This window comes from Sporosarcina sp. BP05 (assembly GCF_014282005.1).
Taxonomy (GTDB): Bacteria; Bacillota; Bacilli; order Bacillales_A; family Planococcaceae; genus Sporosarcina.
On the sequence record NZ_JACFTD010000005.1, the window covers coordinates 34,559 to 50,528 of the forward strand.

General features: G+C 40.9%; 18 protein-coding genes. 3 read left to right on the forward strand and 15 right to left on the reverse strand.

Annotated elements, in window-relative coordinates:
• Positions 1–17 precede the first annotated feature (17 nt).
• Both H2672_RS07465 and mce read right to left on the reverse strand, forming a co-directional pair.
• Positions 18–1,565, reverse strand: coding sequence for an acyl-CoA carboxylase subunit beta (locus tag H2672_RS07465; RefSeq protein WP_186670692.1), 1,548 nt, complete (start codon positions 1,563–1,565; stop codon positions 18–20).
• 4 nt (positions 1,566–1,569) lie between these two features.
• Positions 1,570–1,980, reverse strand: coding sequence for a methylmalonyl-CoA epimerase (gene mce / locus H2672_RS07470; RefSeq protein ID WP_186670693.1), 411 nt, complete (start codon positions 1,978–1,980; stop codon positions 1,570–1,572).
• A gap of 109 nt (positions 1,981–2,089) precedes the next feature.
• Between mce and prli42 the strand changes: the two genes are divergently transcribed.
• The gene (gene prli42, locus H2672_RS07475) at positions 2,090–2,185 is read left to right on the forward strand and encodes a stressosome-associated protein Prli42 (RefSeq protein ID WP_186670694.1); all 96 of its coding nucleotides are present in this window, start codon (positions 2,090–2,092) and stop codon (positions 2,183–2,185) included.
• Between the two features lie 174 nt (positions 2,186–2,359).
• Here prli42 and H2672_RS07480 read toward each other — a convergent pair whose 3' ends face one another.
• The 13 genes from H2672_RS07480 to H2672_RS07540 all read right to left on the reverse strand — a co-directional run bounded on the left by H2672_RS07480 (position 2,360) and on the right by H2672_RS07540 (position 13,850).
• Complete coding sequence (locus H2672_RS07480) at positions 2,360–2,800, reverse strand: BrxA/BrxB family bacilliredoxin (protein ID WP_186670695.1); 441 nt, start codon at positions 2,798–2,800, stop codon at positions 2,360–2,362.
• Between the two features lie 263 nt (positions 2,801–3,063).
• The gene (locus H2672_RS07485; protein WP_186670696.1) at positions 3,064–3,663 is read right to left on the reverse strand and encodes a YpjP family protein; all 600 of its coding nucleotides are present in this window, start codon (positions 3,661–3,663) and stop codon (positions 3,064–3,066) included.
• A 267-nt stretch (positions 3,664–3,930) separates the two neighbouring features.
• Positions 3,931–4,710, reverse strand: a complete 780-nt coding sequence (locus H2672_RS07490) for a class I SAM-dependent methyltransferase (protein ID WP_186670697.1) — start codon at positions 4,708–4,710, stop codon at positions 3,931–3,933.
• Positions 4,710–5,144, reverse strand: a complete 435-nt coding sequence (locus tag H2672_RS07495; protein ID WP_186670698.1) for a BrxA/BrxB family bacilliredoxin — start codon at positions 5,142–5,144, stop codon at positions 4,710–4,712. Before H2672_RS07495 ends, H2672_RS07490 begins: the two co-directional genes overlap by 1 nt.
• Before the next feature lie 441 nt (positions 5,145–5,585).
• A complete protein-coding gene (locus H2672_RS07500; protein WP_186670699.1) occupies positions 5,586–5,888 on the reverse strand; it encodes a hypothetical protein in 303 nt (100 codons plus the stop codon).
• Between the two features lie 281 nt (positions 5,889–6,169).
• Entirely contained in the window at positions 6,170–6,529 is a 360-nt protein-coding gene (locus tag H2672_RS07505) for a hypothetical protein (RefSeq protein ID WP_186670700.1), read from the reverse strand.
• Between the two features lie 19 nt (positions 6,530–6,548).
• Positions 6,549–7,025 carry a helix-turn-helix transcriptional regulator gene (locus H2672_RS07510; protein ID WP_186670701.1) on the reverse strand — a complete coding sequence of 159 codons (477 nt, stop codon included), beginning with the start codon at positions 7,023–7,025 and terminating at the stop codon, positions 6,549–6,551.
• A gap of 339 nt (positions 7,026–7,364) precedes the next feature.
• A complete protein-coding gene (locus H2672_RS07515; RefSeq protein WP_186670702.1) occupies positions 7,365–8,174 on the reverse strand; it encodes an N-acetylmuramoyl-L-alanine amidase family protein in 810 nt (269 codons plus the stop codon).
• A 193-nt stretch (positions 8,175–8,367) separates the two neighbouring features.
• The gene (locus H2672_RS07520) at positions 8,368–8,808 is read right to left on the reverse strand and encodes a hypothetical protein (RefSeq protein ID WP_186670703.1); all 441 of its coding nucleotides are present in this window, start codon (positions 8,806–8,808) and stop codon (positions 8,368–8,370) included.
• Between the two features lie 127 nt (positions 8,809–8,935).
• A complete protein-coding gene (locus tag H2672_RS07525; protein WP_186670704.1) occupies positions 8,936–10,135 on the reverse strand; it encodes a Bcr/CflA family multidrug efflux MFS transporter in 1,200 nt (399 codons plus the stop codon).
• A 162-nt stretch (positions 10,136–10,297) separates the two neighbouring features.
• Positions 10,298–10,723, reverse strand: a complete 426-nt coding sequence (locus H2672_RS07530; RefSeq protein WP_186670705.1) for a hypothetical protein — start codon at positions 10,721–10,723, stop codon at positions 10,298–10,300.
• 97 nt (positions 10,724–10,820) lie between these two features.
• Complete coding sequence (locus H2672_RS07535; RefSeq protein ID WP_186670706.1) at positions 10,821–11,951, reverse strand: conserved virulence factor C family protein; 1,131 nt, start codon at positions 11,949–11,951, stop codon at positions 10,821–10,823.
• Between the two features lie 18 nt (positions 11,952–11,969).
• On the reverse strand, positions 11,970–13,850 hold the full coding sequence (locus H2672_RS07540; RefSeq protein WP_186670707.1) for an ABC-F family ATP-binding cassette domain-containing protein: 1,881 nt from the start codon (positions 13,848–13,850) through the stop codon (positions 11,970–11,972).
• A 343-nt stretch (positions 13,851–14,193) separates the two neighbouring features.
• Here H2672_RS07540 and H2672_RS07545 point away from each other — a divergent pair, with 343 nt between their 5' ends.
• On the forward strand, positions 14,194–15,123 hold the full coding sequence (locus H2672_RS07545) for an ABC transporter ATP-binding protein (protein ID WP_186670708.1): 930 nt from the start codon (positions 14,194–14,196) through the stop codon (positions 15,121–15,123).
• Entirely contained in the window at positions 15,107–15,961 is an 855-nt protein-coding gene (locus tag H2672_RS07550; protein WP_186670709.1) for an ABC transporter permease, read from the forward strand. The genes H2672_RS07545 and H2672_RS07550 overlap by 17 nt, the downstream gene beginning before the upstream one ends.
• Positions 15,962–15,970 lie beyond the last annotated feature (9 nt).

A 15,970-nucleotide genomic window follows, 5' to 3' on the forward strand; every position in this document is an offset into this window, starting at 1 on the left:
TTAAAGCATCCCCTTAATTATAACGGCATATTACCGTGTTTCTTCTTCGGTCTAGTTTCTTGCTTGTTGCGCATCATGTCAAGTGCTTGCAATAGTTTAATACGTGTTTCACGCGGATCAATAACGTCATCGACCATGCCGTGTGATGCCGCAACGTAAGGATTTGAGAATTTCTCTCGGTATTCCTCGATCTTTTCTGCACGCATTGCTTCCGGATCATCGCTATTGGCAATTTCTCTGGCAAAGATGATATTTGCAGCGCCTTGCGCACCCATAACTGCAATTTCAGCATTTGGCCAAGCATAGACAATATCCGCTCCGATTGATTTGGAGTTCAGTGCAACATAAGCACCGCCAAATGCCTTTCGAAGGATAACCGTTATTTTTGGCACAGTTGCTTCCGAATAAGCATACAAAATTTTTGCACCGTGGCGAATTATACCACCATGCTCTTGTTTAATGCCCGGGAAGAACCCAGTCACATCTTCAAACGTAATGATTGGAATATTGAAAGAGTCACAGAATCGGATGAAACGTGCAATTTTATCGGATGAATCAATATCGAGCCCCCCTGCCATAACTTTCGGCTGGTTACAAACGAGGCCGACCGGTTCCCCTTTCATACGGGCCAATCCGACGACAGCATTTCTTGCAAATTCAGCTTGAACCTCCATGAAGGAGTCCGTGTCGACGACTTGTTCGATGACACGCCGAATGTCATATGGGCGAATTGTTTCATACGGCACGACATCTGCCAAGTTTCCGCGGTAATCATCTGCTTCATTATAAGCCGCGACTGGCGGTTTTTCCGTATTGTTTTGCGGTAAGTAAGCAAGTAATTTTCTAACATTTTCAAGAACTGTCTTCTCATCTTTACCTCTGAAATGGGCATTCCCGCTGATCGAGTTATGAACTTTCGAACCGCCGAGATCTTCTGACGATATCTTCTCTCCAGTAACCGTCTCAATTACTTTCGGTCCTGTGATGAACATCTGGCTCGTTTCATCCGTCATAAATACAAAATCTGTGATGGCTGGCGAATAAACTGCGCCGCCTGCACAAGGCCCAAGAATGACCGATATTTGCGGAATAACACCGGAGTAAATAGCGTTACGATAGAAAATCTCACCATAGCCGTCAAGTGAAACGACACCTTCTTGAATCCGTGCTCCGCCCGAATCATTCAGTCCGATGAATGGTGCGCCATTTTTAGCAGCTAGATCCATGACATTGGCGATCTTCATCGCATGCATTTCCCCAAGCGCTCCTCCGAAAACAGTGAAATCTTGTGAGAATAAATAAATCGGCCTGCCGTTAACTTTTCCGTAGCCTGTCACCACGCCGTCCCCAGGACCTACTTGCTTGTCCATACCGAAATCACGCGTACGGTGGACAACGAACGGATTTAATTCAACAAATGAATTCGGATCTAGTAGCAGGTCGATTCGTTCTCTTGCTGTCAATTTCCCTTTTTCATGCTGTTTAGCAATTCGCTCGTCTCCGCCACCAAGTTCAATCACTCTTTTTTTATCATACAATTCATTAATTTTATCATAGATATCCATTTTGTCAGTCCCCTTTACCGCTTTTATCACATAGCTCATACAAAACACCGAATGATGATTTAGGGTGAAGGAACGCAACTTCGGCTCCGCCAGCACCCGGTTTTGGTTCTTCTTGAAGTAATTGTACGCCTTTTTCTCGCAGTTCAGCCATTCTTGAACGAATATCCGTCACACCAAATGCGATATGATGAACACCTTCGCCGCGTTTTTTGATAAATTTCGCAATTGGCCCATCTTCCCCCAGTGGTTCCAATAATTCAAGCTTAATATTCCCGGCGTCAATGAATGCGACGCGCACTTTCTGACTGGCGACTTCTTCAACTGCCAAAAGCGTAAGCCCGAGCGTATTTATGTAATAGTCTAGTGATACATCGATACTCTTCACAGCAATTCCAACGTGGTCTACTTTTTGCATACCAATTCCCCTCCCCTAATGTACATTTTACCTTATTAAAACGACAAGATGTTGTGATATTCATAAATTCTGTTAAAATAGAACTATTAAGCTTAAGGAGTTTTGACTAATGAGCAACCCTAAAGTACAAAAAATCATCGTTTTAGTAATGGTTGGCGCAATGCTTGCTTCAAGTGTTATGTTTGGCCTTAGTATGATTATGTAAAAAACAAAAAACAGTCCGTATGTGCAACTAGCACGTACGGACTGTTTTTCACTTATTAAGTCTAGCTTCCGTGCGCCAGACACTTGGACACTCACAGGATGTGAGTTACGCAGCCGTTGCCACTCGACGTGGAGAACTTAGGCTGTGTCCACTTGCAGGCGCACTACACTTTTCTTACAGTTCTTCGCAATAGTCCTCGAACTGGCTTTGTAGGTTTGTTACAACGGACATTGGATCATGTCCTTCGATTTCATAACGTCCAACTTCAGCTACCATCTTGCCATCTTTCATCAGTACGAATGATGGTGAAGAAGGCAAGTGATCTTCTCCGAATAGCATACGTGCTTGTGCAGTTGCCTCTTTGTCTTGTCCTGCGAATACAGTTACTAAGTGATCCGGACGTTTGTCATAATGTACTGCATGTGCAGCCGCTGGACGTGCGATACCGCCTGCACAACCACAAACTGAATTCACCATAACAAGTGTCGTGCCCGGGCGTTTAAAAGCATCTTCCACAAGCTCAGGCGTTGTCAGCTGCTCATATCCACCAGCTTCCATCTCCGCACGTGCTGTTTTAAGGATATCATTCATATAAAGATCAAAATTCATATTCATGTATAATCAAACCCCTCTCTATTTACTTCTTTATCATAGCAGGACAGCGAGTTTACTGCAAAAAATCGATTTAGAAATACATAATAAGCCAAAACTAAACTTTTTCCAATTTCCTCCGTAAAACGACTAACAACTAATTATCCGAACTGATGGACAATAAAGCGATAGGGTTCTGGGTTATCGCTTTGTTTTTGCTGATTTACTGTCTTGTTATGATTCCAGTTCAATATGGTAATATTATTAAAAAAACACCCCCAGCATGGTTAAGATAACCACTTAGGAGGTGTGTCTTTTGCCCAATAGATATCACCGATTGAATGATGAGCCGTAAACTCATCTGCGGCAATATGATAATGAAAGTTATAGTAGTAGCCGTCTTTCGGCCTTTTTTCAGTACGAACATGGAAACGGATAAGGTCTTTTCTGTCTTCAAGATCATATACATTGAAAATTTTCTCTGAATAATCCCCGGCAGGCTTTTCACTGATAGCAAGACGACGCTTATGTACATCATCAGAACTTGCAAGCGTCATTTGAATGGCTTCCTCAATTTTTGGGAAAATAACGCTGTCAAATTCATCAGCGATTACCGGACCGACTTTTGTTCCGAATTTCATGTACGAAAGCTTTTTCGCAGACGTGATAAATAAATCTTCTATGGAGTCCGAATTATCTTCTAAACTATCATCATAGAACGCATCTGCTAATTCAATTGGATAATTGTCACTTTGCGAAGGACTTGCGGAATGTTTCGAGACATCTTTGTCTTGTAAGTTTGTCCAAATTTCATGATTCGGTGAAATGGCACCGAATGTCAAGAGTGCTACGGCAACAATAAGCGTTTTCTGTAACCATTTTTTCACTACACTTCACCCGCAATTGTTATTATTTTTGTTCATGAGTAGTTTATTTGACGAAAAAGTATTGAAAAGGTTTCTTCTTTCTTATTTTCATTGTACAATAAAAATGAAGGTAATTGTATGTTTTTTTGAAGGAGGGTATCACTGATGGATGTGAATCTGTTTATCGGTATCGGAATGCTGGCATTGCTCGTGTATCTTAGCTCATTGAATTTCACCCACTAATATCAATAAACGCCGTCGCCCTCAATTTGAGGAGGACGGCGTTTTTCATTTTCCGATAAAAGCAAAATGGAACTTCGTGTTCGGTCTAATTATTCGTTCCATATCAAATTGCTCGAATACTGGTGAATCAAACCGATCTTTCACAACAACCCGCCGCTTACATACACGTTGGGCTTGTTCTATCCATTCATCTGTCAGCGTACTATGCACGCCAGCTTGACGCAGTGGCGTGAAATTGGTCGATTCCGAAATAGGTGCATGAAACATCGGATCGATATAGACAATATCCCACGATGAATCCGCTTGTTGGCTCAAAAACTCAACTGCTTCAGACTGGATGACTTCGATCCGAGTCATAGCCTGAACAAGTTGCTCTGACTCAGTTGGAAACGAGCGCAGACCCCGTCCAGTTATGAACGCGACAGCGGGATCTGCTTCTACGCCCAACACTTTGCCGCCTTCACCTGTTACGAAAGAAGCGATGATACTGTCAGAGCCAAGCCCAAGTGTACAATCGAGAAACGAATCATCTTTTTTCAATTGAGTTATTTCGATTAGCGGATCTGTTTCACCCTTCAATAACCGTTTCAATCTGAATGCTGCAGAATTAGGATGAAAGAAAAACGGTTCTTCCATTCCGATACGATATAAATCATATCGATTTTTCCCCGCAACAATAACATCCGAACCGTTTGTGTTTTGTATTCGGGAAACCGCTTGTTTTTTGCGTTCGACAATCGGATAGCCTAGAATTTCAGACGCTTCTAACGCAAGTTGTAGCGATTGATCATCAGGCCTGCCAGCGGTCGTGATGACTGTACTCATTATTTACAAACTTGATCGAGTACTTCCGATAGATGGTCTTTAATTTGCCCCATCTCAAAATTCTCGATTTGTTCTCTTGGGATAAAGTACGCGAGTGCCCCATCTTTCCAAAGTGCGATAGAAGGTGAGCTAGGCGGAACTTCCGGGAAATAATCCCGCATCATAGCTGTCGCTTCTTTATCTTGTCCTGCAAATACTGTGAACAAGTGATTTGGTTTATGTTCAGCTTCCTGTAATGCTTCTCTAACTGCTGGACGTGCAAGACCCGCGGCACATCCACAAACCGAGTTGATAACGACAAGCGCTGTCCCCTCAAGTGATTTCATTGTTGCTTCAACGTCCTCAGCCGTCGTTAGTTCCGTAAATCCATTTTGTGCAAGCTCTTCACGCATCGGTTTCACAATGCCCTTCATGTACTCGTCGTAAGCATTCATGTTTTCGCCCCTTTTCATATGTGTTCAAAATCGCTTAGTAAATTAAGTTCCACGAGTTCCATTCTACCTTGTCTTTCATATCTTTTCACGGTTCTTCACTTTAAATGTTAGTTTTGTGTTAGTTGTTATGGTTTATTTTAGTTATTCCATTCAATCGTTGCTTATTTTTAAGTGAACAAAAAAACACCCGGGCGGACGTTCTTCTATTAATTGCTTGATACATGCAGTTATTTGTTTTTTATATAGTCCATACCTTGCGTTGTTATTGCTAAAACTAGATTATCAGACCCTTGCCCGCTATCTGTGGCTTAGTCCTTTTCGATAAGGTGTTCAATAAGGATTTTGAAAGATATAAAAGCCTAACTCCTCCGTATCTTGAACGAGGAATTAGGCTAATGATCTTCAACAATCGTGACCGTTAATGCAAAAGATTTTATTAAATTAACCCATCCACATCCCCCAAACAAAAAATGACCATATAGAAATCGGGAGCCCTATTAAGACACATGCAGTAACACTCACAATAAGGAGTATTTTCTCAGTTTTATGGAAAATAAATAATGAAATAGGGATAATTATATATAATCCAATACTAATGAAAGTTACGATAGTTATAGCTGTTGTTAACTCAATTGCAGGGAAACGTTCATTTAAATTATAAGATGTATCTTGACCAAGCGTGCCTAAAATGGTTGCCAATATAAGACCTATGATTACAAAAGAACTATAAATCATCACCTTCATATCCTCAATCCCCTCTTTTGAAATCATTATTCTCCTATTTTAAAATCGTAACGAACTTCCTTTTCTATAATTTTACCAATATATCCCTTTTGCTCCAAATAGTTTTCTATTTTTCCAACAGTATGATTCTTGTCGTAAGCTATATAAGCTGAAAAGATAAGAACACAAATAATTAAATAGTTATTTCAACTATTCTTTTCATAAAGAAAACCACATTTTTAATTCAAGCTACGTAAACAATTGTGCTTATGTTACGTCATTTGTTGATATATAGGTATATTTCAAGCATTATTTTTCACGAAAAATGCCCTCAAAAACAACCTTACCAATAATTGTCCTGTAAAAAAAACGAATGCTGCGAATACAACTGCACCATCCCTGCCAACAGGTTTAAACCAGCCACCCTCATCCACAATAAAATTAGAAGCCAAAAACACTGATAATATACCAGTTATTATATTCACACAAAAAATGTATCGCAGTTTTACTGCTCCTGATAAAAGACCTGATACTACCACGTACAATATAGAGCTTGCGAGTAGAAAAGTAGCTTCTTCATTTTTCATATGCTGTCCATATTCATAGTAATGGAAAAGGAACGGAGCTGGAATCAAAGACACAATCAACCATTGTACTTTCATAAGATCCTCCCAAACAAATTTACTTTTCGCCTTCGTCAGATGACTCCCCTTTAAATAACTCACTTAAACGAGTTAAGGCTTCTTGCTCTTCAAACGAGCTATACCATCGATAATTTTTGTCGTCTAAAATTCGATAATGTTGGCTAATGACATTTTGTTGCAATCGAAAACTCCCTTGATTATCAATTTCTTGCCACCAAACTCTTCCCCCCATTGACCTATCTCTTGGTCTATCTATTCCATTGTGTGCAATAGTTTCAACGATTTCTAAGGGTTCATCACCTAAAGCAGACCGCAAAATTTCGCTATCTCTGAATAACGCACAGACCGCAATTACATTTGTCCAGCCCGATAACGTTCTTCCTTTTTCAATTTGGATAAGTGTTTTTTTGGACATGCCCATAATGTCTGCCATTTTTTCTTGCGAATAATTTTTTTCTAACCGAATAAGTCTAATTTTACTGGAAATAAGTTCAATCACTTGCTCTTTATTCATATGTTAATTCCTTTCCCGAGGTTACTTACAACACCTATTAGTGTAATATTACACCGATAGGGAGTAGGTATCAAGATTTACTTTTCCATTATTTATGGATTTGTCGGACTACTACATAGAATTTATAAAAAGAGCCACTAAATGGGCTCTTTGTACATTCGCCAATTCAATTAGTATTCTATCTTGAATCCTAAACATTTTTCCCATCGCAGTAATCAGGTTTTAATTAAAACAAGCCATCTTCTCAATCAAGAAAAGATGGCTTGTTTCGTTTTCTCCATGGTTCTAGTTGCAGCTAATCTTTTTCATTTCACCTTCTTACGAACAAATGACAAGCACTTACTTCCCATCTACCAAAAGGCCACGTTCAATCGCTACATACAAGAGCCCAATTGCATCCGAATCCGTCAATGTTCCCTTCAATAGCTTGTCATGCCAAGTTGGAGATAACGGGCCATCTGGCATCTTTTCAAGTCGTTTTAAAAAGGCGCTTGTCGAATTGATAAGTGATTGCGACGATGGTTTATACAATTTATTCGCCCCTTCCTTTGGTGATAGTATCGGACTGCCTACCGAAGAAGTTAGCAGCTGCAATTTAAAGTAGATAGCCAATCCTTCTGCGATTGCCTCACCTTGGGCTTGCAAATAGTGATTATCCCGTAACTTTAGAATGTCAACTGTTGAATCCATAAATCCTCCCTCGCTTAAGAATGCCGGCATAGCGGATTCCCGAAGAACGTGGAAGTTGGCACGCTTCATCCCTCGATCACTTATCCCCATAGCCATTACAATCCTCGGATGAATAGCGCCAGCAATTTCAATTGATTTTTGGTTCGCCGTTGGGTTGTCCATTGTATATGTTTCAATACCGCTATGGCTGCCCCATTTATCCGCTAGGGTATTATGATGGATAGAAGCATATACATCGGCTTGCCACTCGTTCGCTAGAGTTGTGCGTGTAGTAAGTGGAACATCCGTCTTACCTGTTGGGTCATCCACACGTAGAATTTCCACGTTTTTGTATGTCTTTAGTTTAGCAATAGCGTATTTGGCTACTTTATTGTTAAACGACCACTCCCGCTCGTCATCCGGAGAACGTTTACCAGGTGTATTGAATCCGTGCCCAGCATCGATTACGATTTTAACCATTTTGTGACACCTCCTTTTTGTGTCCTATTAAAAAGTATTTGTCTTTTTTATATTGCCACGGCAACCTAAAAATACCTTTCTATCTATATTATTCACTATGTGTTTTGTGATGGCGGCACTTGTCCGTTTTAGAATAAATATGTAGAGGACATGTCAAAACTTAACGTTTCAATATGTCCGATTTAGTTAATTATCAAGACTTTTTGAGTTTGTTTTTGTTAAACGGCAAACCTAATTGTTTCCTATAAAAATTGAAATTTCGTTCGACGTGTCTTAATAATCGCTTATTTTTATCAAATAACTTTAAACTATCTTCGTAGTGTTCCCACCTGATGTCCTTTTTAATGGCCCAAATAATCGAATCTAAATCAGGATCAACTAGCTCATAGTTCCTTTTAATTACGTCTTCAATTTCAAAAAAAGACTCTTTTGTAATCCCGTCATATCCGTCACCTGGCACAGTAGCCGCTACGAGTAATTTTAATACTGGGGTATAAACATTTTTCAGGATTTCTGTTTTATATTTAACCGCTTCGTTTCGAATCTCTTTCATTAGCTGAAAATGATAATTAAAAAAACTTGTGATAATGATTGTAATTGAAGAACTGACTAACGCGATGATGATTTCTTTCACTGCCCTCTCTCCTAACGCCTCTATTCGACCGGTATTGCCATTATATTCAGGCAATGCGTGACAGTGTGTACAATCACCGGATAATAGAAAACAGCCGCCTACTCTCATTTGAGCTGGCGGCTGTCTGTTAGTTTTGTTCGACTTTGACTCTTGAAAGTCCAAAATACGCGAGGACTGCAATTAAACTTGAAGCGAAGATAATAGCTCCCATCGGAATTGCGGTTTCTTCCCCCGCTATTCCGACAAGTGGTGCCGTGATTGCGCCTAAAATGAATGGCAGTAATCCAAGTAATGCCGATGCACTACCCGCAATATGCCCTTGCTTTTCCATCGCGAGTGAAAAGGAGGATGTCGAAATGATACCAATCGAAGCGACAAAAAAGAAAATAGGTACAACGATTGTAATAAGTGGTCCATTCAGTAACACGGCAATCAGTAGCAATGTACCTGAAGTGATAGAGATGAACAAACCTGATTCCAAAAATCGTTTTTCTGAGACAACTCCTGTTAAGCGTCCTACTACCTGGGTGCCGATAATTAGTCCAAATCCATTCATCCCGAATAATAAGCTGAATTTCTGTGGTGAGACTCCATATATATTTTGATAAACGAAGGGTGTCCCGGCAACATAAGCAAAAATGCCGGCCATGATGAAACCTTGTGCAAGTGCATACCCCATAAACTGTTTATTTTTCAGCAGTGACAGAAAGTTTTTTAATGTATGAGAAAGGTTACTTGGAACGCGCATTTGTTCGGGCAATGTTTCATCCATTCTCCATAGGACAATGACAAATAGCAAAAAGCCGATTGCGCTTAAAACAGCAAATACACCAGTCCACTCAGTAAACGCGAGGATGCCTCCTCCAAGAACTGGTGCGAGGATTGGCGCCAAGTTATTAATCAGCATGAGTAAAGCGAAAAACTTGGTCAATTCTCGTCCGCTATATAAATCTCGGACGACAGCCCTTGAAATAACGATACCCGCAGCCGCGGCAAAGCCTTGCAAGAAACGTGCTGCAATGAAGAACCCGATATTCGGGGAAAATACACATAAAATTGATGCGACGAAATAGGCAATAAGTGCAATAAGCAACGGCTTTTTCCGTCCATGGACATCACTCATTGGGCCGAGAATAAGTTGACCTAACCCGATACCTAGTAGGCAGGCAGTTAAACTGACCTGTACATAGGTAGCCGTAGTGCCAAAAGCACTTACGATTGTAGGGAATGAAGGTAAATACATATCAATTGTTAACGGACCCATCGCTGCTAATGTTCCAAGAAGTAAAGCAAACCGTATTCGTTTATTTCCTTTAAGTGGTCCCATGTTCACTAACGACCTTTCTCTGATTGAAAATAGTGCATATGTATGTGATGAAATCCCTAAAAAAGAATCACAAGTAGTCTACTATATCACCAAAATGGCATACATAAAAGAAGGGTGATTTGGCTTCAAATCATCCCCACTACTTAATGAATGGAATCAGCATCATTTAAGGAATTCTTTATAAGCAATAACCTTTAATGCTAGAACCTCTTCCTCTGTGAGTTTTCCTTCAATATCTTTTAAAAGCTCCTGTATTTCGTCATTCGTCATACCCTTTTGGGCGTTAGATTGAATCGCTTGGAGTTCACTGAACCCGATTCTTTTGATTAATAATCTGGTTGCCTGCTCTTTTGTCGTGAAGGGAAGATTACTTTCTTCAATATTGGCACCTTCTTCAATGTAACGCATTAATTCAGGGTCATTGGCTACCATTTTCTTAATTTCATTTATCTGTCCGCTATTTTCTATTTCATCAGTTACGACGTTCATTATTTTGTCGGATGCGATATTGGTTCCCACATAATAGATTCCATACCCAGCTCCACCAATAATTAATACAATGAGGAGAAGGATTTTCAACAGCTTCATACGACTTCCTCCTATCTTTCCTTTAGAAAAAACGTTAGCAGAATGCAAGTTTTCACATCCACTAACGTTTAACATATTGATAAATGTAGTCGTCACATTACTCTTTTGAAGCCGTACGCGCCTCTGTCATTTGTTTCCAAACAGAACCTTTGGCATCTTCGCCTTCAGCAATTCGTGCAATTGCCATACGGATTTGGAGTTTAACTTCAAACTCTGGATCGTTTTCAGCCTCTTTCAAAGCCGGCAAAGCCTTGTCAGTTCCTGTTTCGTATAAAAACATAGCCGCACGCCAGCGAACCAGTTTATTTTTATCATTCAATGTTTCGATTGCTGCCTGTTCGAACCCTTCGAAACCAAGGTCGCTCATGCAGTCTCCCGCCGTCCGACGCACTGCCCAACTTTTATCTTTAAGTGCTTTTTCAACATACGGAATGACCGCGTCGTCTTCAATCATACCAAGATAGACAGTTGCAAGACGTCTAATTGACATTTTTTCATCGTCCAGTGCCCGTTCAAGAAGTGGTGCATCCGACATGTCGGGGTCAGGAATTTGATCAAGTAGCTGGAATCTAGTTTCCCATTGGTCGACCGAGAACTCCTCCAATGAAATTTTCCGTCCACGTTGAATGCCTTCGCTATGTCCTTCATTTGCCTGCTGGATAATAACTAGCAAGCGTTCTTCTGAATACGCCGCCTCTATTTCCTGGCTGACGGTTTCACCGATTTCGGCTTTTTCTCCGTAACGGATTCCATAATCTGCCCATTTACGCAGCAAAATATAGTTTTCCACTTCACGTCCACGAACCTTTTCCATCGCTTGTACAAAGCGTTCACTTAGTCCAAAACGTTCTTCGGATTCACTATCGAACACTTTCACTTGAAGAGGGATATCTTTGTAGGTCTGAACGTGTACGTATACTTCGCCGTAGCTGTCGTCAATCTCTACTGTTGCTTCTGTCTGCTCACTTTGTTCCTCATTGAAAACGGCTTCAACGTCTGCAAGAATCGATTCCCATGCGACATTACTAATTCGTTCGACCGCCATGAAGTCCATGACGTGATAGATTCCTTTTACACCATTAATATTCAATAATGCTGAAGCTGGAAATGATGCTGTTTCTGCATCACTTTTTTTATAATTATGACTCGTCCCTTTTGGTAACTCCGTGTCGAGCACGATTTTCATGGAGTTGGGACTTGGCGTTGGTTCAATCGTTACAATTTTCAAGTGTATTTGCTCCTTTCGTTAGGATTTATTCAATTCTTGCAAAAAAGACCAACGTTCAATGAGTGTGTCGTATTTGCCGTTCAGTTCATCAAGTGTTGCTGTCAGTTCTCTGAGTTTATCGTAATCGGAGCCGGTGGATGCCATTTCTGCCTCTGTCGATTCAATCAACTTCTCGACATTTTCGATATCCGATTCAATTGTTTCGTACTCTTTCTTTTCGGCGTACGACATTTTCTTTTTTTGTTCCTGTTGAGCCGGCTTTTCTACCTCAACGATTGGCTCGTGTACCACTTTTTCTTTAGGCACATAGGTTTCAAGGAAATCAGAGTAAATACCAAACCATGTGTCGATATCCCCTGACCCATCCATAACCCATAGTTTTGTTGACGTTCGATCTAGGAAGAACCGGTCATGCGAAATTGTAATGACAACGCCAGGGAATGTATCGATGAACGTTTCCAGAACAGAAAGCGTCTCAAGGTCGAGGTCATTTGTCGGCTCATCCAACAGCATGACGTTTGGTTGTTCCATCAGCAGTTTCAATAAATAAAGTCGTTTTCGCTCGCCACCTGATAATTTACCGATAGGCGTGCCGTGTGCTTTTGTAGGAAATAAAAACCGCTCTAACATCTGTGAGGCTGAAATTCGTGCCCCATCAGCACCTTCGATATCATTCGACGTATCACGAATATATTCGATAATTCGTTTTTTCTCATCCATTATTGGCGTGTGTTGTTGGAAATGAGCAATTTTTACTGTCGTTCCTTTGTCAATGATTCCGCTGTCCGGTTCACTTTCTCCAGAAAACATATTTAATAATGTCGTTTTCCCTGCCCCGTTAGGCCCGACAACCGCGATACGATCACCTGATTGTAGGATACTTGAGAAATTATCAATGATTTTTCTTCCGCCGAACGACTTCGAGATGCCCACCGCTTCAATCACTTTTTTACCAAGACGTGTCGACTTAAGCGCGACTTCCATTTCTCCACCATTGTCTTCTTTTTTGACTTTCTCCGATAGGTCATCGAAGCGGTCAATCCGTGCTTTTTGCTTCGTCGATCTAGCTTTCGCACCTCGTCTAATCCATTTCAGTTCTGAACGGTAGCGATTTCGTAGTTTATCGTCCGTCGATGCAGCCATCTCCGCACGAATCGCTTTCGATTCAAGATAATTCCCATAGTTACCTGTATGTGCATATAACGTTTTATCTGCAAGTTCATAGATATTAGTGGATAATTCGTCCAAAAAGTAGCGGTCATGGGTTACAAAGATGACAGCTCCTTGTTCATTTTTCAAGTAATCTGACAGCCACATAATTGAATCGACGTCGAGATGGTTTGTCGGTTCATCTAGCAGCAAGAGATCGGCTGGTTCAATTAGTACTTTTGCAAGTGTAACCCGTTTTTTCTGTCCGCCGGAAAGCTCGCCCATCTTCTTATCGAACGTTTCAATGCCAAGTTTCGATAAAATCGTACGTGCTTTTGAGTTTATATCCCAACCAGATAGATCGTCCATCTCGATTTGGAACTTTGAATATTGTTCCTGGTTTAGTGTAGATTCCGGATCTGCCGAAAGTGCTTGAAGTGCATACTCATACTCCAAGTTGACCTTGATAATTGGAGCATCACTCTTGAACACCGTTTCCATCACTGTAAGTTCCGGGTCAATTTCTGGCTCTTGTGGTAAATAAACAATGCGGTATCTATTCGGGTGTTCCGCCGAAATCGAATCGGCTTGTTCGACTCCTGCAATAATCGACAGTAACGTCGATTTGCCTGTTCCATTGATACCGAGCAGACCGACTTTTTCTCCGCTTATGACCGTAAACGCTATATCTTTAAACAATGTTTTCTCCCCAACGGTCTTCGTAAGGTTTTCTATAATTAATTGACTCATGACAACACTTCCATTTCTAATATGTACCTTGTCCTATCATAGCCGATTTTAGTGGATTAATAAATGACTAAGCACTGCTCATACATTTATAGAGGGAGTTGAAGGAATGATTCCACTCCATAACGCTTGGGCCTGCGGGATGCAGGTCATGCAGTCATTGCGACACGCCGCGCGAACTTACACTGCCTTCCTTACGCCAGTCTTACCGCTTCGGCTACCCCTGTAAGGCGCCTACGCTAGTTTATATACAGTATTCAAGAATTCAACAAATATAGCGTCACTAAACTGACAGACAAATGATATAATTCAATTATCATTAAGTGCTAAAAGTGGGGGGTATCCAATGAAAAGGATCATTGAAGTAGAGCGATTATCGAAATCTTTTGGTAAAGTCAAGGCTGTAAACGATATTAGTTTTTACGTAGACGAAGGAGCGTTATTCTCTTTTTTAGGAACCAATGGTGCTGGTAAGTCAACGACCATTTCAATTTTATTGACACTCCTAAAGCAAGACCAAGGGGGTGTGGTTATTAATGGCTACACTGTTGGAAAACAGGACCAAGCCATTCGACAAGAAATCGGTGTTGTATTTCAAGAGAACTTACTTGATCCTTTATTGACTGTCAAAGAGAATTTAGCGATTAGGGGATCTTTTTATGGGATGACGCGGAAAGAGCGTAAGGTTGCGATTACTCGGGTTATGGATGTCGTGGATATACAATCTATTTCTAATAGACCTTATGGGCATTTGTCGGGTGGACAACGACGGCGAGTGGATATTGCGCGCGCCCTCATTCATAAACCTAACATCTTAATTTTGGATGAACCAACAACCGGACTCGATCCGCAAAGTCGAAAAAACATATGGGCAACCATACTGCAACTTCAAAAAGAAACAGGCATGACTGTTTTTCTAACGACACATTACATTGAAGAAGCAGCGAACTCGGATTATGTCGTTGTTATGAAGGAAGGCAGCATCGTTGCAAAAGGCACGCCCGAACAGTTGAAAAATGACTATTCAACGGATTTACTGACGATTTCTACGGAGCGGGCAGATGAACTGCGTAGCTTGCTAATGTTAAATGGTTTGGAATTCAATGAAGAAAGGTCGCTTTTTCACATCCGCCTTAGCCATACTACAGATGCTATACCAATTTTAGCGAAATTCACTTCTTTTATCTCAGCTTTTGAAGTGAAGAAATCCAGTTTGGATGATGTCTTTATCGCTATCAATGGAAAGGTTGTGAATCAGGATGATAGCATTTGCTAAACGAAATATCTTATTGTACTTTCGGGATAAAGCCACTGTCTTCTTCTCGCTTCTAGCCGTCATTATTCTAATCGCACTGTACGTTTTATTCTTAGGTGATATGACTGCCAAAGGACTTCCGGACTTCCCCGCAAAAAAGGCAGTCCTCACTACGTGGTTCATCGCTGGAATCCTAGCGGTAACCTCAATGACGACCACACTTGGCTCATTTGGCATCCTGGTTGAAGATCGCGCAAATAAAACATACATGGATTTTTACTCTTCTCCTATTTCAAGACCGAGGTTGGTGGGTGGCTATATAATCAGTGCCTTGGTTGTAGGATTCATCATGTGTATGATCACACTCATTGCTTCAAATGTGTTCCTCTTCGTTTCTGGAGATGTGGTACTGTCGTTCGGTAAATTGATAGCGGCAGGCGGAGTAATTATCTTATCCGTATTGGCAAGCGGATCGATGGTGCTTCTTTTGGTTTCCTTTTTCAAAACGTCAAATGCATTTGCCGCAGCAAGCACGGTCATTGGAACACTTCTTGGTTTTTTAGCTGGCATCTATATTCCGATTGGAGGCCTGCCTGATTACATCCAAGCAGTTGTCAAGCTTTTCCCTGTTTCCCATTCAGCTGCCCTGTTTCGGCAATTAATAATGGAGGCGCCCCTTCTAGAGGCCTTTTCTACAGCTCCAGTCGCTATGAAACAAGCATTCGAAATCGATATGGGCATGTTATACGACATCAACGGTAAAAAAACTACTCAGTTATTTAGTTTTATGTACCTAATTGGTACAACGTTGCTGTTTTTCGGATTATCCCTGCTTGTTATGAGAAGGAAAAGTAAATAAGCTTGCGCG